This is a genomic window from Micromonospora sp. NPDC049359 (genome assembly GCF_044466585.1).
Classification (GTDB): Bacteria; Actinomycetota; Actinomycetes; order Mycobacteriales; family Micromonosporaceae; genus Micromonospora.
Map to the genome: position 1 here is coordinate 331,472 of NZ_JBITMW010000008.1, position 18,890 is coordinate 350,361.

At 68.2% G+C, this 18,890-nt stretch carries 29 protein-coding genes; all 29 read right to left on the bottom strand.

What is annotated here, in order from left to right; all coding sequences use genetic code 11:
- Positions 1-73: 73 nt before the first annotated feature.
- Positions 74-727 (bottom strand): adenylate kinase, encoded by a 654-nt coding sequence (locus tag ACIBTX_RS20530; RefSeq protein ID WP_088950228.1) that lies wholly within the window; start codon positions 725-727, stop codon positions 74-76.
- Positions 728-2,056, bottom strand: coding sequence for a preprotein translocase subunit SecY (secY, locus tag ACIBTX_RS20535; protein WP_355050755.1), 1,329 nt, complete (start codon positions 2,054-2,056; stop codon positions 728-730).
- Positions 2,057-2,288: 232 nt separating this feature from the next.
- Positions 2,289-2,732 (bottom strand): 50S ribosomal protein L15, encoded by a 444-nt coding sequence (rplO, locus tag ACIBTX_RS20540; RefSeq protein WP_357126507.1) that lies wholly within the window; start codon positions 2,730-2,732, stop codon positions 2,289-2,291.
- Positions 2,732-2,914 carry a 50S ribosomal protein L30 gene (rpmD, locus tag ACIBTX_RS20545; RefSeq protein WP_030329904.1) on the bottom strand — a complete coding sequence of 61 codons (183 nt, stop codon included), beginning with the start codon at positions 2,912-2,914 and terminating at the stop codon, positions 2,732-2,734. The genes rplO and rpmD overlap by 1 nt, the downstream gene beginning before the upstream one ends.
- Positions 2,914-3,528 (bottom strand): 30S ribosomal protein S5, encoded by a 615-nt coding sequence (rpsE, locus tag ACIBTX_RS20550; RefSeq protein ID WP_007465263.1) that lies wholly within the window; start codon positions 3,526-3,528, stop codon positions 2,914-2,916. The genes rpmD and rpsE overlap by 1 nt, the downstream gene beginning before the upstream one ends.
- A gap of 33 nt (positions 3,529-3,561) precedes the next feature.
- Complete coding sequence (rplR, locus tag ACIBTX_RS20555; protein WP_357126510.1) at positions 3,562-3,951, bottom strand: 50S ribosomal protein L18; 390 nt, start codon at positions 3,949-3,951, stop codon at positions 3,562-3,564.
- Entirely contained in the window at positions 3,948-4,490 is a 543-nt protein-coding gene (gene rplF / locus ACIBTX_RS20560) for a 50S ribosomal protein L6 (RefSeq protein WP_355050757.1), read from the bottom strand. Before rplF ends, rplR begins: the two co-directional genes overlap by 4 nt.
- Before the next feature lie 16 nt (positions 4,491-4,506).
- Positions 4,507-4,914 carry a 30S ribosomal protein S8 gene (rpsH, locus tag ACIBTX_RS20565; RefSeq protein WP_007465270.1) on the bottom strand — a complete coding sequence of 136 codons (408 nt, stop codon included), beginning with the start codon at positions 4,912-4,914 and terminating at the stop codon, positions 4,507-4,509.
- Between the two features lie 115 nt (positions 4,915-5,029).
- Positions 5,030-5,215 carry a type Z 30S ribosomal protein S14 gene (locus tag ACIBTX_RS20570; protein WP_007073023.1) on the bottom strand — a complete coding sequence of 62 codons (186 nt, stop codon included), beginning with the start codon at positions 5,213-5,215 and terminating at the stop codon, positions 5,030-5,032.
- A gap of 1 nt (position 5,216) precedes the next feature.
- Positions 5,217-5,783 carry a 50S ribosomal protein L5 gene (gene rplE, locus ACIBTX_RS20575; RefSeq protein WP_355050758.1) on the bottom strand — a complete coding sequence of 189 codons (567 nt, stop codon included), beginning with the start codon at positions 5,781-5,783 and terminating at the stop codon, positions 5,217-5,219.
- A complete protein-coding gene (rplX, locus tag ACIBTX_RS20580) occupies positions 5,783-6,103 on the bottom strand; it encodes a 50S ribosomal protein L24 (RefSeq protein ID WP_007465276.1) in 321 nt (106 codons plus the stop codon). Before rplX ends, rplE begins: the two co-directional genes overlap by 1 nt.
- A complete protein-coding gene (gene rplN / locus ACIBTX_RS20585) occupies positions 6,100-6,468 on the bottom strand; it encodes a 50S ribosomal protein L14 (RefSeq protein WP_007073026.1) in 369 nt (122 codons plus the stop codon). Before rplN ends, rplX begins: the two co-directional genes overlap by 4 nt.
- A gap of 97 nt (positions 6,469-6,565) precedes the next feature.
- Positions 6,566-6,844, bottom strand: coding sequence for a 30S ribosomal protein S17 (gene rpsQ / locus ACIBTX_RS20590; protein WP_355050759.1), 279 nt, complete (start codon positions 6,842-6,844; stop codon positions 6,566-6,568).
- On the bottom strand, positions 6,841-7,077 hold the full coding sequence (rpmC, locus tag ACIBTX_RS20595) for a 50S ribosomal protein L29 (RefSeq protein ID WP_007465283.1): 237 nt from the start codon (positions 7,075-7,077) through the stop codon (positions 6,841-6,843). The genes rpsQ and rpmC overlap by 4 nt, the downstream gene beginning before the upstream one ends.
- A complete protein-coding gene (gene rplP, locus ACIBTX_RS20600) occupies positions 7,077-7,502 on the bottom strand; it encodes a 50S ribosomal protein L16 (protein WP_073834927.1) in 426 nt (141 codons plus the stop codon). The genes rpmC and rplP overlap by 1 nt, the downstream gene beginning before the upstream one ends.
- A gap of 3 nt (positions 7,503-7,505) precedes the next feature.
- Entirely contained in the window at positions 7,506-8,375 is an 870-nt protein-coding gene (gene rpsC / locus ACIBTX_RS20605; protein WP_091402401.1) for a 30S ribosomal protein S3, read from the bottom strand.
- Positions 8,375-8,833, bottom strand: a complete 459-nt coding sequence (gene rplV / locus ACIBTX_RS20610; RefSeq protein ID WP_089018943.1) for a 50S ribosomal protein L22 — start codon at positions 8,831-8,833, stop codon at positions 8,375-8,377. The genes rpsC and rplV overlap by 1 nt, the downstream gene beginning before the upstream one ends.
- 42 nt (positions 8,834-8,875) lie before the next feature.
- The gene (gene rpsS, locus ACIBTX_RS20615) at positions 8,876-9,157 is read right to left on the bottom strand and encodes a 30S ribosomal protein S19 (RefSeq protein WP_007465299.1); all 282 of its coding nucleotides are present in this window, start codon (positions 9,155-9,157) and stop codon (positions 8,876-8,878) included.
- A gap of 12 nt (positions 9,158-9,169) precedes the next feature.
- Positions 9,170-10,009: a 50S ribosomal protein L2 gene (gene rplB, locus ACIBTX_RS20620; protein ID WP_355050760.1), complete on the bottom strand. Its 840-nt coding sequence runs from the start codon at positions 10,007-10,009 to the stop codon at positions 9,170-9,172.
- A 12-nt stretch (positions 10,010-10,021) separates the two neighbouring features.
- Positions 10,022-10,324 (bottom strand): 50S ribosomal protein L23, encoded by a 303-nt coding sequence (rplW, locus tag ACIBTX_RS20625; RefSeq protein WP_088998352.1) that lies wholly within the window; start codon positions 10,322-10,324, stop codon positions 10,022-10,024.
- The gene (rplD, locus tag ACIBTX_RS20630; RefSeq protein ID WP_357126515.1) at positions 10,321-10,971 is read right to left on the bottom strand and encodes a 50S ribosomal protein L4; all 651 of its coding nucleotides are present in this window, start codon (positions 10,969-10,971) and stop codon (positions 10,321-10,323) included. Before rplD ends, rplW begins: the two co-directional genes overlap by 4 nt.
- Positions 10,968-11,633, bottom strand: coding sequence for a 50S ribosomal protein L3 (rplC, locus tag ACIBTX_RS20635; protein ID WP_355050762.1), 666 nt, complete (start codon positions 11,631-11,633; stop codon positions 10,968-10,970). Before rplC ends, rplD begins: the two co-directional genes overlap by 4 nt.
- A gap of 11 nt (positions 11,634-11,644) precedes the next feature.
- Complete coding sequence (rpsJ, locus tag ACIBTX_RS20640; RefSeq protein ID WP_007073037.1) at positions 11,645-11,953, bottom strand: 30S ribosomal protein S10; 309 nt, start codon at positions 11,951-11,953, stop codon at positions 11,645-11,647.
- A 350-nt stretch (positions 11,954-12,303) separates the two neighbouring features.
- On the bottom strand, positions 12,304-13,497 hold the full coding sequence (gene tuf / locus ACIBTX_RS20645; protein WP_355050763.1) for an elongation factor Tu: 1,194 nt from the start codon (positions 13,495-13,497) through the stop codon (positions 12,304-12,306).
- Between the two features lie 213 nt (positions 13,498-13,710).
- Complete coding sequence (fusA, locus tag ACIBTX_RS20650; protein ID WP_357126520.1) at positions 13,711-15,807, bottom strand: elongation factor G; 2,097 nt, start codon at positions 15,805-15,807, stop codon at positions 13,711-13,713.
- A gap of 76 nt (positions 15,808-15,883) precedes the next feature.
- Positions 15,884-16,354: a 30S ribosomal protein S7 gene (gene rpsG, locus ACIBTX_RS20655; RefSeq protein ID WP_007465317.1), complete on the bottom strand. Its 471-nt coding sequence runs from the start codon at positions 16,352-16,354 to the stop codon at positions 15,884-15,886.
- A 1-nt stretch (position 16,355) separates the two neighbouring features.
- Positions 16,356-16,730, bottom strand: a complete 375-nt coding sequence (gene rpsL / locus ACIBTX_RS20660; RefSeq protein WP_007465318.1) for a 30S ribosomal protein S12 — start codon at positions 16,728-16,730, stop codon at positions 16,356-16,358.
- Between the two features lie 501 nt (positions 16,731-17,231).
- Positions 17,232-17,612 carry a hypothetical protein gene (locus tag ACIBTX_RS20665; protein WP_357126604.1) on the bottom strand — a complete coding sequence of 127 codons (381 nt, stop codon included), beginning with the start codon at positions 17,610-17,612 and terminating at the stop codon, positions 17,232-17,234.
- Between the two features lie 824 nt (positions 17,613-18,436).
- On the bottom strand, positions 18,437-18,805 hold the full coding sequence (locus ACIBTX_RS20670) for a hypothetical protein (protein WP_355050766.1): 369 nt from the start codon (positions 18,803-18,805) through the stop codon (positions 18,437-18,439).
- Positions 18,806-18,890 lie beyond the last annotated feature (85 nt).

Here is an 18,890-nt window from a genome sequence, read left to right on the forward strand (position 1 = left end):
CGTTGCCGAAACAGCGGGGCACGTCTCGCGTACCCCGCTGTTCGCACTCTATCCGCCGCGGTGCGGCCGGGCCTCAGCCGCCGTACGACCGCAGGGCGTCGATGGCCCGGGTCGTGACGTCCTCCACCGGGCCGGTGGCGTCGATCCCGACGAGCTTGCCCTGGGCGCCGTAGTAGTCGACCAGGGGGGCGGTCTTCTCGCTGTACTCCCGCAGGCGGGTGGCGATGGTCTCCGGCTTGTCGTCGTCGCGCTGGAACAGCTCGGCGCCGCACCGGTCACAGATGCCCGGACGGGTGGTGGCGTCGAACTCGACGTGCCAGATCTTGCCGCAGCCGCGGCAGGTACGCCGGCCGGAGAGCCGCCGGATCACCTCGTCGTCGTCGACCACCAGCTCCAGGACCAGGTCCAGAGCGGTGCCCAGGTCGGCGAGGAGCTTGTCCAGAGCGGCTGCCTGCGGAGTGGTCCGCGGGAAGCCGTCGAGGAGAAAGCCCTCGCTGGCGTCGGGCTCGGCGAGCCGATCCCGGACCATGTTGATGGTGACCTCGTCCGGAACCAGCTCGCCCGCGTCCATGTAGCGCTTCGCCTCGACGCCCAGTGGCGTGCCCTGGGTGACATTCGACCGGAAGATGTCCCCGGTCGAGATCTTGGGCACCGAGAGGTGCGCGGCGATGAACTCGGCCTGCGTGCCTTTGCCCGCGCCCGGCGGGCCAACCAGAACGAGTCTCATCTACCGCAGGAACCCTTCGTAGTTCCGCTGCATGAGTTGGCTCTCGATCTGCTTCACGGTCTCCAGACCGACGCCGACCATGATGAGCACAGCGGTGCCACCGAACGGGAAGTTCTGGTACTGCTGGTTGTCCAGCCAGATGAAGAAGAAGTTCGGCAGGATCGAGATGACGCCCAGGTAGAGCGCGCCCGGCAGGGTGATCCGGCTGAGGATGAAGTCCAGGTAGTCGGCGGTCGGCTTGCCCGGACGGATGCCCGGCACGAAACCGCCGTACTTCTTCATGTTGTCCGCGACCTCGGTCGGGTTGAACGTGATCGACACGTAGAAGTACGTGAAGAAGATGATCAACAGGAAGTAGACCGTGATGTAGATCGGGCTGTCCGGGGCGACCAGGTTGTTCTGGATCCAGGCCTGGACCTTGCCCGGGTCGTTCTGGTCGAAGAACTGGAGAGCCAGCTGCGGCAGGTAGAGCAGCGACGACCCGAAGATGACCGGGATGACGCCCGCCTGGTTGACCTTGAGCGGGATGTAGGTCGAGGTGCCGCCGTACATGCGCCGGCCGATCATCCGCTTGGCGTACTGCACCGGAATCCGGCGCTGCGCCTGCTCGATGAAGGTGACCGCCGTGATGACCACCAGGACCAGCGCGATGACCAGGGCGAACATGTCCCAGCCCTTGCTGGTCTTGATCTGCCAGCCCTCGCTGGGCAGGCGGGCCGCGATCGAGGTGAAGATCAGGACGGACATGCCGTTGCCGACGCCGCGGTCCGTGATCAGCTCGCCGAGCCACATGACCATGCCGGTGCCGGCGGTCATCGTGATCACCAGGATGGACAGCGTCAGCCAGTCCGGGATGCCGGTGCCCTCGGGGATGATCGGGAACTGGTCGCAGCGGTTCTGGAACAGCTGCCCGGAGCGGGCCAGGGCCACGAACGCCGACGCCTGCAGGACACCCAGACCCAGGGTCAGGTAGCGGGTGTACTGCGTGATCTTCGCCTGGCCGGCCTGGCCCTCCTTGCGGAGCTGCTCAAGGCGCGGGATCACGACGGTCAGCAGCTGCAGGATGATCGACGCCGTGATGTAGGGCATGATGCCCAGCGCGAAGACCGAGAGCTGGAGCAGCGCTCCGCCGGAGAATAGGTTGAGCAGATTCAGCGGGCCCGTCGTGTCGCCCGAGATGGAGTCGAGGCACTTCTGCACGTTGCCGTACGAGACGCCGGGGCTGGGCAGCGTGGCACCCAGCCGGTAGACCGCGATGATGCCTACTGTGAACAGCAGCTTCTTGCGCAGGTCAGGCGTACGGAACGCACTGAGAAAGGCGGACAGCAACTTCTTCCTCCTGCGCGAGGCGGGCCGCCGGTGATCCCTGGCGGGTCGGGGTGAATCCCGGGCGAGTGCCCGGAATCCATGGCTGGGATGGGACTCTAACAGCCCTGTCCCACTCCGGGCAGGTGTGCCCGGCTACATAAACCGATTCCGATATTACCGGGCGCTCAGGCCCCAGGCAGACCTAGGCGCCCGCCAGTTGCTCGCAACTGGACGGGCGCCGAGGTCGTACGCCTTACAGCTCGGTGGCAGAGCCACCGGCGGCGGCGATCTTCTCCTTGGCCGACGCGCTGAACGCGTGCGCCGACACCTGGAGCGCCACCCCGCCGAGATCCCCGGTGCCGAGGACCTTGACCGGCTGGCCCTTGCGGACCGCGCCGGCCTCGACCAGCTCGATCGGGCCGACCTGGCCGCCGTTCGGGAACAGCTCGGCGAGCCGGTCCAGGTTGACCACCTGGAAGACCACCTTGAACCTGTTCTTGAAGCCCTTCATCTTCGGCAGGCGCATGTGGATGGGCATCTGCCCACCCTCGAACGCCGCCGAGATGTTCTTGCGGGCCTTGGAGCCCTTGGTACCGCGACCGGCGGTCTTGCCCTTGGAACCCTCACCGCGACCCACACGGGTCTTCGCGGTCTTGGAACCGGGCGCCGGGCGCAGGTGGTGCACCTTGATCGTCATTACTCGACCTCCTCGACCTTCACGAGGTGGTTGACCGTGAAGATCATGCCGCGAATCTCGGGCCGGTCCTCCTTGACCACCACGTCGTTGATCCGCTTGAGACCGAGCGAACGCAGCGAGTCACGCTGGTTCTGCTTGGTCCCGATACCGGACCGGAGCTGGGTGACCTTCAGGCGTGCCATCAGCGCGCCACCCCCGCCCGCGACGCCAGCATGGCGGCCGGCGCGACGTCCTCCACCGGCAGACCACGACGCGCTGCGACCTGCTCGGGGGACTCGAGCCCCTTCAGGGCCGCCACGGTGGCGTGCACGATGTTGATCGGGTTCGACGAACCGAGGCTCTTGGAGAGCACGTCGTGGATACCGGCGCACTCCAGCACGGCACGCACCGGACCACCGGCGATGACACCCGTACCGGCCGAGGCCGGCTTGAGCAGCACCACACCGGCCGCGTCCTCACCCGTCACCGGGTGCGGGATCGACTGACCGATCCGCGGCACCTTGAAGAAGTGCTTCTTGGCCTCCTCGACACCCTTGGCGATGGCCGCGGGCACCTCCTTGGCCTTTCCGTAGCCCACGCCGACCGTGCCGTCGCCGTCGCCCACGATCACCAGGGCGGTGAAGCTGAAGCGACGACCACCCTTCACGACCTTGGCGACGCGGTTGATCGCGACGACCCGCTCAAGGTGCGGGGTCTTCTCGACGGGCGCGTTTCCGCGGCCGCCCTCACGGCGGTTGTCGCGGCGACCACCCTCGTTGCCACCGGACCCGCCGCCACGGCGCTGTTGACCTGGCATCAGCAGCCTTCCTTATCTCTCGTGACGGGGTTGTTAGAACTCGAGCCCGGCTTCGCGGGCGGCGTCGGCAAGCGCGGCGACTCGGCCCGCGTACCGGTTGCCACCGCGGTCGAAGACGACCTTGGAGACGCCAGCGGCCTTGGCCCGCTCGGCGAGCAGGGCGCCCACCTTGCCGGCGAGGGCGCTCTTGTCGCCCTCCGTACCGCGCAGCGAGGCGTCCAGGGTCGACGCCGACGCCAGGGTGTGGCCCTTGGTGTCGTCGACGATCTGGGCGACCATGTGCCGCAGCGAACGGGTGACGACCAGGCGCGGACGCTCGGCCGTACCGGTGACGTTCTTGCGGACGCGGAAGTGCCGACGCGCACGCCCAACGGCGCGCTTGGCGGCGACGCCGCGGCGGCGCTTGAGCAGCGTGGCGCTCACTTCTTACCTGCCTTTCCAGCCTTGCGGCGGATGACCTCGCCCTGGTACTTCACGCCCTTGCCCTTGTAGGGCTCCGGCGGACGGATCTTCCGGATGTTGGCGGCGACCTCACCGACCTGCTGCTTGTCGATGCCGGCCACGTGGAACAGGGTCGGCCGCTCCACCGTGAAGGTGATGCCCGCCGGGGCGGGGACGACCACCGGGTGCGAGAACCCGAGCGCGAACTCGAGGTCCGAACCCTTGGCGGTGACCCGGTAACCGGTGCCCGCGATCTCCAGGCTCTTACGGTAACCCTCGGTCACGCCGACGATCATGTTGGCGACCAGGGTACGGCTCAGGCCGTGCAGTTCCTTGGCCTTGCGCTCGTCGTTCGGGCGGCTGACGTTCAGCTGCCCGTCCTCCGCGCGCTCGATCGTGATCGGCTCCGCGATGGTGTGCTGGAGCTCGCCCTTCGGGCCCTTGACCTTGACGGTCTGCCCGTCGATCGTGATGTCGACGCCGGATGGCACCGGGATCGACTTACGTCCAATTCGCGACATTTCTACCAGTCTCCCGTTACCAGACGAAGGCGAGGACTTCCCCGCCAACACTCCGCTTGCGGGCCTGCCGGTCGGTCAGCAGTCCCTGGGACGTCGAAATGATCGCCACGCCCAGCCCACCGAGCACCCGCGGGAGCCCGTCCGACTTGGCGTACACCCGGAGACCGGGCTTGGACACGCGCTTGATGCCGGCCAGGCTCCGCTCGCGGTTCTGGCCGTACTTCAGCTCGACGACCAGTCGCTTGCCGACGGCGCCCTCCTCGGGCTCCTCGACCGACCAGGTGGCGATGTAACCCTCGGCCTTCAGGACCTCGGCGATGTTCGCCTTGATCTTGGAGTAGGGCATCTTCACCTGATCGTGGTACGCCTGGTTGGCGTTACGCAGACGCGTGAGCATGTCTGCGATCGGGTCGGTCATCGTCATGGATTTCGTCAGCCTTTCTCGCCGGGGTTCCCGGGGCACCAGCCCCGGGCCTACGGCGAAGAGCAATACCTAATCGGTGCAGGAGTTCCCGGCCGGAGCCGGGACGCGGTCGCCCTTACCAGGAAGCCTTGGACACACCCGGCAGTTCACCGCGGTGGGCCATCTCCCGGATGCAGACCCGGCAGAGCCCGAACTTGCGGTAGACCGCCTTCGGACGCCCGCACCGCTGGCAGCGGGTGTACGCGCGAACCGAGAACTTCGGCTTCGCGGCCGCCTTGAGGATCAGCGCCTTCTTGGCCATCTCAGTTCTCCTTGAACGGGAAGCCCAGGAGCTTGAGCAGCGCCCGGCCCTCGTCGTCGGTCGTGGCGGTGGTGACCACCGTGATGTCCATGCCCCGCTGGCGATCGATCCGGTCCTGGTCGATCTCGTGGAACACCGACTGCTCGGTCAGACCGAACGTGTAGTTGCCGTGCCCGTCCAGCTTGCGCCCGTCCAGACCGCGGAAGTCGCGGATACGCGGCAGCGCGATGGAGAGCAGCCGGTCCAGGAACTCCCACATGCGGTCGCCGCGGAGGGTCACCTTCGCGCCGATCGGCATGCCCTCGCGGAGCTTGAACTGCGCGATGGACTTGGTCGCCCGCCGCACCTGCGGCTTCTGGCCGGTGATCGTGGCGAGGTCGCGGACCGCGCCGTCGATCAGCTTGGCGTCGCGAGCGGCCTCGCCGACACCCATGTTGACGACGATCTTGACCAGCCGCGGCACCTGCATGGGGTTGCCGTAGCTGTTCTGCTCACGCAGCTGGGCCACGATCTCGTTGCGGTACCGCTCCTTGAGGCGCGGCATGGTCTTTTCGGTAGCCGTGGTCATCACAGGTCCTTACCGGTGCTACGCGCGATGCGGACCTTCTGGCCGTTGTCGTCGATCCGGTAACCGACGCGGGTCGGCTTGCCGTCGGAGTCCAGGACCTGCACGTTCGAGACGTGGATCGGGGCCTCCTGGGTGACGATGCCGCCGGTCTTGGCGCCACGCTGGGTGGTGCTGATGCGGGTGTGCTTCTTGACCCGGTTCACGCCCTCGACCAGGACCTTGTCCTGCCGCGGGTAGGCCGCGATGACCTTGCCCTTGGCGCCCTTGTCCTTGCCGGCGATGACGACGACCGTGTCGCCCTTCTTGACCTTCACGGTCACAACACCTCCGGCGCGAGGGAAATAATCTTCATGAACCGCTTGTCCCGCAGCTCCCGGCCCACCGGGCCGAAGATACGGGTTCCACGCGGGTCCCCACCGTCCTTGATGATGACGGCGGCGTTCTCGTCGAAGCGGATGTACGAGCCGTCCGGCCGCCGCTTCTCCTTGGCCGTGCGAACGACGACCGCCTTGACGACGTCGCCCTTCTTCACACCGGCACCCGGGATCGCGTCCTTGACCGTGGCCACGATGACGTCGCCGATGCTCGCGTAGCGCCGACCGGAGCCACCGAGAACCCGGATGCACAGGATCTCCCGAGCACCCGTGTTGTCGGCGACGCGCAGTCGCGACTCCTGCTGAATCACGTCTATCTCCTATGTCTGCCGGTTCTCCGGCCGCCGTGGCGGCCGGAGCCTGGCGGAACCTACGCCCGACGCAACGCCGGGCGAGCTCGAGCCTTCGCTACTTGGCCTTTTCCAGGATCTCCACGATCCGCCAACGCTTGGTGGCGCTCAGCGGCCGGGTCTCCATGATCAGGACCCGGTCGCCGGTGCCAGCGGCGTTCTGCTCGTCGTGCACCTTCAGCTTGCTCGTACGACGCATGATCTTGCCGTACAGCGCGTGCCGAACCCGGTCCTCGACCTCGACCACGACGGTCTTGTCCATCTTGTCGCTGACCACCAGGCCCTCGCGGACCTTGCGGCGCGCGCGGGTGGCGTCAGCGGTGGTGTTCTCGGTCATGATGCAGTCACCTCAGTCGGCGCGGCCGAGAGCCCCAGCTCGCGCTCGCGCATGATCGTGTAGATCCGGGCGATCTCCCGACGGATGACCTGCAGCCGCCGGTTGTTGTCCAGCTGCCCGGTTGCGGCCTGCACGCGGAGGTTGAACAGCTCCGCCTTGGCCTCCCGCAGCTTCGTGACCAGCTCCTCCTCGGAGAGCTCACGCAGCTCGGTCGCCTTAACGCCCGCTGCCATCAGGATTCACCCACTTCGCGCGTAACAATGCGGCACTTCATCGGGAGCTTGTGGATCGCGCGACGCATGGCCTCACGCGCGATCTGCTCGTTGGGGAACGACATCTCGAAGAGAACCCGTCCCGGCTTGACGTTGGCGACCCACCACTCGGGCGAACCCTTACCGGAACCCATCCGGGTCTCGGCAGGCTTCTTGGTGAGGGCCTGGTCCGGGAAGATCGTGATCCAGACCTTGCCGCCACGCTTGATGTGACGGGTCATCGCGATACGCGCCGACTCGATCTGGCGGTTGGTCACGTACGCCGGCTCGAGAGCCTGGATCCCGAACTCGCCGAACACCACCCGGTTACCACCCTTGGACGCGCCGTGGCGGTCCGGGTGGTGCGGCTTGCGGAAGCCCTTCGGGGGCTTGCGCGGCATCAGCATCTGTCAGCCCTCCTGCTGCGTTTCAGCCGGAGCAGCAGTGGCGGCGACAGCAGCGCTGTCGACCGGCTCGCCGCTCGGCGTCTCGGCCTGCTGCGCGATGGTGGTCGCAGCAGCCCGACCGGCCTCGGTGCCACCAGCCGTGGTGCCGGACGAACCCGACCGGCCACGGCGCGGACGCTCGGGACGGTCGCCGCGCTCACCACGACGCGGGCGGGACGGACCGGCCTCGGCCGGAGCCTCCCGGCCCGGGACGGCGTCGCCCTTGTAGATCCAGACCTTCACGCCGATCCGGCCGAACGTGGTACGGGCCTCGAAGAAGCCGTACTCGATGTTGGCCCGCAGCGTGTGCAGCGGAACCCGGCCCTCACGGTAGAACTCGGTCCGGCTCATCTCGGCGCCGCCGAGGCGACCCGAAACCTGAACCCGGATGCCCTTGCAGACCGGGTTCTTCATGGCCGACTGCATGGCCTTGCGCATCGCCCGACGGAAGCTGACCCGGCTGGACAGCTGCTCGGCCACGCCCTGCGCGACGAGCTGAGCGTCCGACTCGGGGTTCTTCACCTCGATGATGTTCAGCTGGACCTGCTTGCCGGTGAGCTTCTCCAGCTCGCCGCGGATCCGGTCGGCCTCCGCACCCTTACGGCCGATGACGATGCCCGGCCGGGCGGTGTGGATGTCGACGCGGACGCGGTCGCGGGTGCGCTCGATGTCGACCTTGGAGATCCCGGCACGCTCGAGGCCCTTGGACATCATGCGGCGGATCTTGACATCCTCGCCGATGTAGTCCTTGTAGAGCTTGTCCGCGAACCAACGGGACTTCCAGTCGGTCGAGATGCCGAGCCGGAACCCAGTGGGGTGAACCTTCTGACCCATTACTCGGCGTCCTCCGTCTTGCTCTGCGCTTCGGCCGGTGCGGCCTGCGTGGCCGGGGCGGCCTTCTTCGCCGCGGCCTTCCTCGGCGCTGCCGGCGCGACCGCCTCGACCGCCACGGTGATGTGACAGGTGCGCTTGCGGATCCGGTACGCCCGACCCTGCGCCCGCGGCTGGAACCGCTTCATCGTCGGGCCCTCGTCCACGAACGCCTCGCTGACGAGCAGCGCGTCGGGGTCCAGCCGCTCGTTGTTCTCCGCGTTGGCGATCGCGCTAGCGAGCACCTTGTACACCTGCTCGCTCGCAGCCTGCGGCGCGAACTGCAGCACCGTGAGCGCCTCCTTCGCGGGCAGGCCGCGGACGAGGTTGACCACCCGGCGCGCCTTCATCGGCGAGATGCGCACGTGCCGCGCAACCGCCCGCGCGCCCGGAAGCACCGGAGCGTCGCCCTTTCCTGGCATCGCTGTAACCCCTTGTTCCCTCTATCCGTATGCCTGGCGGCGTCAGCGCCGACGGCTCTTCCGGTCGTCCTTCTCGTGACCCTTGAAGGTGCGGGTCAGCGCGAACTCGCCGAGCTTGTGCCCGACCATCGCCTCGGTCACGAACACCGGGACGTGCTTGCGTCCGTCGTGCACGGCGATCGTGTGCCCGAGCATCTCGGGGATGATCGTCGAGCGCCGCGACCAGGTCTTGATCACGTTCTTGGAGCCCTTGTCGTTCTGAACTTCCACCTTCTTGAGCAGGTGGTCGTCGACGAACGGGCCCTTCTTCAGGCTGCGAGGCATGTCTTATCTCCCTCAGCCGCGCTTACGCGTGGCGTAGCGGCGGCGGACAATCAGCTTGTCGCTCGCCTGGCCCTTACGGCGGGTGCGGCCCTCGGGCTTACCCTGCGGGTTGACCGGGTGGCGACCACCGGAGGTCTTACCCTCACCACCACCGTGCGGGTGGTCGACCGGGTTCATGGCGACACCACGGACGGTCGGGCGCTTGCCCTTCCACCGCATCCGGCCGGCCTTACCCCAGTTGATGTTCGACTGGTCGGCGTTGCCGATCTCGCCGATGCTGGCGCGGCAACGCACGTCCACCCGCCGGATCTCGCCGGACGGCATACGCAGGGTCGCGTACACGCCCTCGCGGCCGAGCAGCTGGATGCCGACGCCGGCGGAGCGGGCGAGCTTGGCCCCGCCGCCCGGACGCAGCTCCACGTTGTGGATCGTGGTACCGACCGGGATGTTGCGCAGCGGCAGGTTGTTACCCGGCTTGATGTCGGCGCCCGGACCGGACTCGACGCGGTCGCCCTGCTTCATGTCCTTCGGCGCGATGATGTACCGCTTCTCGCCGTCGGCGTAGTGCAGCAGCGCGATGCGCGCGGTGCGGTTCGGGTCGTACTCGATGTGGGCGACCTTCGCCGGCACGCCGTCCTTGTCGACCCGCTTGAAGTCGATCAGACGGTACTGGCGCTTGTGACCGCCACCGTGGTGCCGCGTGGTGATCCGGCCGTGGGCGTTACGCCCGCCCTTCTTCGGCAACGGAGCCAGCAGCGACTTCTCCGGCGTAGACCGGGTGATCTCGGCGAAGTCGGCGACGCTGGAGCCACGACGGCCCGGCGTCGTCGGCTTGTACTTACGGATAGCCATTGTCTACACCCCTCAGCTGACCGGGCCGCCGAAGGCCTCGATACGGTCACCGTCAGCCAGCTTCACGATCGCCCGCTTGGTCGCCTTGCGCTGACCGAAGCCGGTCTTGGTGCGCTTGCGCTTACCCTGGCGGTTGAGCGTGTTGACCGTCAGGACGCGGACGTCGAAGATCTGCTGGATAGCGATCTTGATCTCGGTCTTGTTCGCGTCCGGGTGCACCAGGAAGGTGTACCAGTTCCGGTTCAGCTCGCTGTAGCTCTTCTCCGAGACGACCGGCGCCACGATGATGTCGCGCGGGTCGGCGATCGTGCTCACTTGCCACCCTCCTCGGTGGTCTCGGCGGGCACGCCCAGGAACTCGTCCAGGGCGTCCTTGGTGAAGACCACGTCGTCGGCCACCAGCACGTCGTACGTGTTCAGCTGGCCGGACTCGATCAGGTGCACCCGCGGCTCGTTGCGCAGCGACACCCAGTTCAGCTCGTCGGTGCTGCTCAGCACGACCAGGACCCGACGGGCCTCGGTGAGCTTGGCAAGCGTGGCCAGAGCGGCCTTGGTCGACGGCTTCTCGCCCGAGACGAACGCCTCGACGACGTGCACCTGCCCGGCGCGGGCCCGGTCGGAGAGGGCACCCCGCAGTGCGGCGGCCTTCATCTTCTTCGGGGTCCGCTGGCTGTAGTCGCGCGGCACGGGACCGTGCACCACGCCACCGCCGGCGAACTGCGGCGCGCGGATCGAGCCCTGCCGGGCGCGACCGGTGCCCTTCTGCTTGTACGGCTTCTTGCCGCCACCGGCGACCTCGCCGCGGGTCTTGGCCTTGTGCGTGCCCTGTCGGGCCGCCGCGAGCTGGGCCACCACGACCTGGTGCATCAGCGCGACGTTGGCCTGCACGTCGAAGATGTCCGCCGGCAGCTCGACCGAGCCGCTGGTGGTGCCTTCGACGGTGCGCACGTCAACGGTGGTCACTTGGCCGCACCGCCCTTCTTCACCTTGCTCTTGGCCGCGGTACGGACCAGAACGAGCGCGCCCTTGGGACCAGGAATGGCACCCCGGACGAGCAGCAGGTTGTTCTCGGTGTCGACCGCCTGGACGGTGAGGTTCTGCACGGTGTAGCGCACGCCACCCATGCGGCCGGCCATCCGGGTGCCCTTGAAGACACGACCCGGGGTGGCGCAGGCGCCGATGGAGCCGGGCGAGCGGTGCTTGCGCTCGACACCGTGGCTGGCGCGCAGACCGTGGAAGCCGTGCCGCTTCATCGGGCCGGCGTAGCCCTTGCCCTTGGTCTTGCCGGTGACGTCGATCGTGACGCCCGCCGGGAACTCCTCGACCGTGACCTCCTGGCCGAGCGAGTACTCCGACGCGTCCGTGGTGCGCAGCTCGACGATGTGCCGGCGCGGCGCCACGTCCGCCTTCGCGTAGTGCCCGCTGACCGGCTTCTTCACCTTGCGCGGGTCGATCGTGCCGTACGCCAGCTGGACCGCGGAGTAACCGTCCTTCTCGGCGCTACGAACCTGGCTGATGACGCACGGGCCGGCCTCGACCACGGTCACGGGAACAACCTTGTTGTTGTCCCAGACCTGGGTCATGCCGAGCTTGGCGCCCAGGATCCCCTTGACTTGCCTGTCCATTTGTCCGGTCCCTACAGCTTGATCTCGATGTCGACGCCAGCCGGCAGGTCGAGGCGCATGAGCGAGTCGACCGTCTTCGGGGTCGGGTCGATGATGTCGATCAGCCGCTTGTGCGTGCGCATCTCGAAGTGCTCGCGCGAGTCCTTGTACTTGTGCGGCGAGCGGATAACGCAGAAACGGTTGATCTCCGTGGGCAGCGGCACCGGGCCCGCGACCTGCGCCCCGGTACGCGTCACCGTCTCGACGATCTTCCGAGCCGAGGAGTCGACGACCTCGTGGTCATAGGCCTTGAGCCGGATGCGGATCTTCTGTCCCGCCATGGTGGCTTCTGTTCCTTCTCTCGATGCCGCTGTGTTGCGGGCGCCTGTACCGGCTGGCACAGGCCCACTTCGCCGACCCCCGCGGTCGGGCGTGTCGCGCCCTCGGGCCAGGCTCCGCCCCGGGGTTCCGGAGTGGTGCTGACCGCGCGGTGGGTCAAGGCGCCGATCGCACTACCGCGACCTGAACGCCGTGCGAGGGTGGTTGGCGACTGGGCCGCCAACCACCCTACGCTCGACTGCCTCGCCACCCGGAGGTTCAGCGAAAGCCGAACACAGGCGACGAACTGTCGTTACGCAACCTGACTAGTATGCCGCACGACCGGCGGCGGGTCTAATCGGGGTTACCCAGGTCACTTCTGGATCTTGGTGACGAACCCGGCGCCGACGGTGCGGCCACCCTCGCGGATCGCGAACTTGAGGTTCTCCTCCATGGCGATGGGCTGGATCAGCTTCACCGACATGGTGGTGTTGTCACCCGGCATGACCATCTCGGTGCCCTCGGGGAGGGTGACGACACCGGTGACGTCCGTGGTCCGGAAGTAGAACTGCGGGCGGTAGTTCTGGAAGAACGGGGTGTGCCGGCCGCCCTCCTCCTTGGAGAGGATGTAGACCGTCGCCTCGAACTCCGTGTGCGGGGTCGTGGTGCCCGGCTTGACGACCACCATGCCGCGCTCGACGTCCTCGCGCTTGATGCCACGCAGCAGCAGACCGACGTTCTCGCCCGCGCGGGCCTCGTCGAGCAGCTTGCGGAACATCTCGATACCGGTGCAGACCGTCTTCTGCGACTTCTCGCGGATACCGACGATCTCCACCTCCTCGTTCGGCTTGAGGATGCCGCGCTCGGCGCGACCGGTGACGACGGTGCCACGACCGGTGATCGTGAAGACGTCCTCGATGGGCATGAGGAACGGCTTCTCGGTCTCGCGCTCCGGCTGCGGGATCGCGGTGTCGACCGCGGTCATCAGGTCCAGGAGCTTGCCGGTCCACTCGGGGTCACCCTCGAGGGCCTTCAGCGCCGAAACCCGCACGACCGGCAGGTCGTCACCCGGGTACTCCTGCGAGGAGAGCAGCTCACGGACCTCGAGCTCGACGAGCTCCAGGAGCTCCTCGTCGTCGACCATGTCGCTCTTGTTGAGCGCCACGACGATGTACGGCACGCCAACCTGACGCGCGAGCAGCACGTGCTCACGGGTCTGCGGCATCGGGCCGTCGGTCGCCGCGACCACCAGGATCGCGCCGTCCATCTGCGCGGCACCGGTGATCATGTTCTTGATGTAGTCCGCGTGGCCGGGGCAGTCCACGTGCGCGTAGTGCCGCGACTCGGTCTGGTACTCGACGTGCGCGATCGAGATCGTGATGCCGCGGGCCTTCTCCTCCGGCGCCTTGTCGATCTCGTCGAACGGCGTGTACGGGTTCAGGTCCGGGTACTGGTCGTGCAGGACCTTGGTGATGGCCGCCGTCAGCGTCGTCTTACCGTGGTCGATGTGACCAATGGTGCCGATGTTGACGTGCGGCTTAGTCCGCTCGAACTTAGCCTTCGCCACTGGTGTCCTCCTGTGGACTTCTTGGTTCGTACGCCCGGCGCGCCGGTCGGCGCTTAGGACTCTGTCGACAGCCTTTCCGGCCTGACGGCCGGAGAGCCTTTGTGGGTTCTGCGGCGATGAAGCCTACAGGCCCGGTCTCACGCGATCCGATCGTGGTGGCCGCGGGCGGGTTGAGTCACCCGCGACCGACCACGAATCACCTGCTCGGGGCAGTTACTCGCCCGTTGCCTTCGCGATGATCTCCTTCGCGACGCTCTGCGGAACCTCCGCGTAGGAGTCGAACTGCATGCTGTAGCTAGCCCGGCCCTGGGTCTTCGACCGCAGGTCGCCGACGTAGCCGAACATCTCCGACAACGGCACCAGAGCCCTCACGATGCGGGCGCCGCTGCGCTCCTCCATCGCCTGGATGATGCCGCGGCGGGAGTTGAGGTCACCGATGACGTCACCCATGTTCTCCTCAGGAGTGGTGACCTCAACGGCCATCATCGGCTCAAGCAACGCGGGATCGGCCTTGCGGGCCGCGTCCTTCATCACCATCGAGCCGGCGATCTTGAATGCCATTTCCGACGAGTCGACCTCGTGGTACTGACCGTCCAGCAGCGTCAGCTTCACACCGACGAGCGGGAAGCCCGCGAGGATGCCGTACTGCATGGCGTCCTGCGCACCGGCGTCGACCGACGGGATGAACTCCCGCGGGATGCGACCGCCGCTGACGGCGTTGGCGAACTCGTAGGTCGGCGAGTCGTTGTCCAGCGGCAGCGGCTCGACGCTCACGATGACGCGGGCGTACTGGCCGGAGCCACCGGTCTGCTTCTTGTGGGTGTACTCGACCTTCTCCACCTTGCGGCGGATGGTCTCGCGGTACGCCACCTGCGGCTTGCCGACGTTGGCCTCGACGTTGAACTCGCGGCGCATCCGGTCGACCAGGATGTCCAGGTGCAGCTCGCCCATGCCGGAGATGACCGTCTGACCGGTCTCCTCGTCCAGCTGGACGCGGAAGGTCGGGTCCTCCTCGGCCAGGCGCTGGATGGCCGTACCCAGCTTCTCCTGGTCAGACTTGGTCTTCGGCTCGATCGCCACCGAGATGACCGGCTCCGGGAAGGTCATCGACTCCAGGATGACCGGGTTCGCCGGGTCGGAGAGCGTGTCGCCGGTGGTGGTCTGCTTGAGACCCTGCACGGCGATGATGTCGCCGGCCTGCGCCGACGGACGCTCTTCACGCTTGTTGGCGTGCATCTGGTAGATCTTGCCGATCCGCTCCTTGCGGTCCTTGGTGGAGTTGACCACCTGGGAGCCGGAGTCGAGCGTGCCGGAGTAGACGCGCACGTAGGTGAGCTTGCCCAGGTGCTTGTCCGTCTGGATCTTGAAGGCCAGACCGGAGAAGGGCTCCGAGTTGGACGGCTTGCGCAGCAGCGGGGTCTCACCGTCGGTGGCCGTACCCTCGATCGCCGGAACGTCCAGCGGCGACGGCAGGAAGTCGACCACGGCGTCGAGCATGGGCTGGACGCCCTTGTTCTTGAACGCCGAGCCGCACAGCACCGGGTTGGCCTTGCCGGCGATGGTGGCACGCCGGATGGCGGCCTTGATCTCCTCGATGGAGACCTCCTCGCCTTCCAGGTACTTCTCCATCACCGAGTCGTCGACGTCGGCGAGGGTCTCCATCAGCTTCTCGCGCCACTCGGCCGCGGAGTCGGCCAGCTCGGCCGGGATCTCCTCGATCGCGTAGTCCTCACCCTTCTGGGTCTCCCCGCGCCAGGTGAGGGCGCGCATGCCGACCAGGTCGACGACACCGATGTGGTCGCCCTCGAGCCCGATCGGGATCTGGAGCACCAGCGGGGTGGCGTTGAGCCGGTCGATCATCATCTGCACGCAGCGGAAGAAGTCGGCACCGGTCCGGTCGAGCTTGTTGACGAAGCACATCCGCGGGACGTTGTACTTGTCGGCCTGCCGCCAGACGTTCTCCGTCTGCGGCTCGACGCCGGCGACACCGTCGTAGACCGCGACCGCACCATCCAGGACCCGCAGCGACCGCTCGACCTCGACCGTGAAGTCGACGTGGCCAGGCGTGTCGATGATCTGGATCGTGTGGCCCTTCCACTCACACTTGGTGGCAGCGGAGGTGATGGTGATACCACGCTCCTGCTCCTGCTCCATCCAGTCCATGACGGCGGCGCCCTCGTGGACCTCACCGATCTTGTACGTGATGCCGGTGTAGAACAGGATTCGCTCGGTGGTCGTGGTCTTACCGGCATCGATGTGCGCCATGATGCCGATGTTGCGTACGTTGGCGAGCGCGTCTGCGGCGGCCACTTCAATCCCTACTTATCGTCGTCTCGACTCAACTGGTGGCGGTTCCGGCGCCGGGTGGGCGCCGGAACCTCAGGTGTTACCAGCGGTAGTGCGCGAAGGCCTTGTTGGACTCGGCCATCTTGTGCGTGTCCTCGCGCCGCTTGACGGCGGCGCCGAGGCCGTTGCTCGCGTCCAGCAGCTCGTTCATCAGCCGCTCGACCATGGTCTTCTCGCGCCGGGCGCGGGAGTAGGTCACCAGCCAGCGCAGGCCCAGCGTGGTCGCCCGGGTGGGGCGGACCTCGACCGGCACCTGGTAGGTGGCGCCACCGACACGACGGCTGCGCACCTCGAGGGTCGGCTTGACGTTGTCCATCGCCCGCTTGAGGGTGACGACCGGGTCGGTGCCGGACTTCTCGCGGCAGCCCTCGAGGGCCGCGTACACGATCGACTCGGCGAGCTGGCGCTTGCCGCGCAGCAGGATCTTGTTCACCAGCTGGGTGACCAGCGGCGAGTTGTACACCGGGTCAGCGACCAGCGGCCGCCGCGGAGCGGGTCCCTTACGCGGCATGTCAGCTCTTCTCCTTCTTCGCGCCGTAACGGCTGCGCGCCTGCTTGCGGTTGCGGACACCCTGGGTGTCCAGCGAGCCGCGGACGATCTTGTAACGCACGCCGGGGAGGTCCTTCACACGACCGCCACGCACGAGCACGATCGAGTGCTCCTGCAGGTTGTGGCCGACACCCGGGATGTACGCGGTTACCTCGATCTGGCTGCTGAGCTTGACACGAGCGACCTTGCGCAGCGCCGAGTTCGGCTTCTTCGGGGTGGTGGTGTACACGCGGGTGCACACGCCGCGCCGCTGGGGAGACCCCTTGAGCGCAGGGGTCTTGGTCTTGGTCGTCTTGGCCTGACGGCCCTTTCGGACCAGCTGCTGAATGGTGGGCACCGGGTTTCTCCGCTCCCTTCGGCCGCTGTCTGCGGCCGCGCCGTCTGCTCGTTAGCCAGCCTGATGACCGGCTCTCCTACATTCCGACCAGGGTCACCTTGCGGAGGCCCCGGCACCCGCGGTCGGGCGTGTCGCCCAGCTCACGGTCCCGGTGCGGACGCTGTCGCGGACGTACCGGGTTTTCTGTCACCGGCACGCGGATCGCCCCGCTCCGGATCTTTGGCTTGTCGTGCCGCCGTCCGGACTCCGGAACCAGCGCACGCACGAGTTGCCCGGGCACGCCCGGGCACAAGGGGAAAGAGTACCTACCACAGCCGCCCAGGTCAAAACGGAATGGGTCGGCGAACGTCTCACCCCTCGCCGGCCGGATCGCGTCCCGCCTCGGCACCCGCGATGGGCACCTACAAACACAAGTGTACCGGCTTCCCCGCCGAAGCACCCGTCGCCCCCGGGCAGGCCCCCAGGCACCACCTGATCCACGGACCCGTCCCCGCGCCCCTGTCACGTCAGACTGATCAGCAACCCCAGCCCCAGACCCAACAGGCTCAGCAGGGCGCCCGCCGCGCCGCAGCTGACGCCGGCCACCGCGAGCCCCCGACCGGTGAACCGCACCGCCGACGGCGCCGCCGCCCGGCGGATCTGTCGCTGGCCCAGCAGGCCGGTGACGACCGCTGCCAACCCCGCCAGCACCCCCAGCACCGTGAAGGCGCCCGAGACCCACACTCCCCCACGGGCCCCGAAGGCCACACCGACGCAGATCACCAGCAGCGAGACCAGGATCGACGCGATGCCGGCCACCAGCGACCCGGTCGCCAGCCCGGCGGTCACCGGCGGCACGTCCAGGTGCACCACCCCGAACGGGGTGCCGGGCACCGCCTCCACCCGCTTCGGCGGCCTCCGCTGCTCATCGGTGGGTGGCGGCACCGGCCGGGCGGGGGCCGTACCCCAGGCGGGGAAGTGCCCCGGCGCCGGCTGCCCCCAGGGGCCCGGCCCGGACGAGGGCTGCCCCCAGCCGGGCGGTCCCGACGATGGGTGGCCCCAACCGGCCGGCGTGCCCGGTCCGGGCGGTGGCTGCCCCCACCCGTGTGCGGCGGCGGGCCCCGACGGCGGTTGGGCCCAGCCGTACGGCACCGGCGTACCGGCGGCAGGGTGGGGCTGGTGGTAACCGGGCGGGAAGACCCCGCCCCACTCGGCCGTGGGCGGACCCCAGGCGGGCGAGGGCGGCGGACCCCAGCCCGCCGACGAGGGCGTACCCGCAGCAGGGGCGCCAGTCGTCGGCGCCGGCTGTCCGCCCGCTTCGGGTTGCGCCCACTCACTCCGCGCGAAGGGCATCGGCCCGAAATCCGAAACCGGTGCGGACGACGCGCTCGACGCCGGCGCGGTGGAACCGGAATCGGAGGAGGCAGGTGACCCGACCCCCGGGGAAGACGCCGCGGTCGGATTCGGGCCGGAGGTGGCATCGACAGCTGGTTTCGAGGGAGCCGCGTCCGGAGCCGGCGCGGAGGAGGCCACGCCGGGAGCCGGCGAGCCGGGAGCCGCGTCCGGAGCCGGCACGTCAGGATGCCCGGCTGGTTCGTCCGCCGGGGGCCGCGCCGGTTCCGTCACGAGGTCCTCCTGTCGACAGGGCCGCCAGCGCGCGCGGCGGACACCGGCCAGGCTACCGCCGGAGGCGGCGCCGTCCGCGCCGGGCGCGGTCGCCGCATGCCTCAGTCCATGTTCGAGGGGTAGTCGTGGCCGAACGGCGTGCCCGCCAGCCGGACCACGCCGATCACCACGACGACGACCACGCTGACCGCGACCAACGCCAGACCGGTCCAGGCCATCCGCTCCCCCCGCCGCAGCCAGACGCTGCCGGTGAGGAAACCCCCCGAGGCGTACGCCTCCCGGCGGGCCTGCCGGGCCAGCTGGAGCGCCACCGTCGCGGGCACCACCCCGCCGATGAACAGCCCGGTCAGCATGCCGAGCAGACCCAGCGCGAAGACCGCCCGCGCCTTGGTGGCGCGGGCCGGATCCGGGTCGAGCGGGTGGCGCAGGCCTGAAGAGGCGACGGACACCTGCCCGGATGCGGTCGTCATGCCTCCATCATGCCCAACCCGGTCCGCTGGCAGGGCGGTCCGGGAACGACGAGGCCCCCGGCGGATGCCGGGGGCCTCGTCGTTG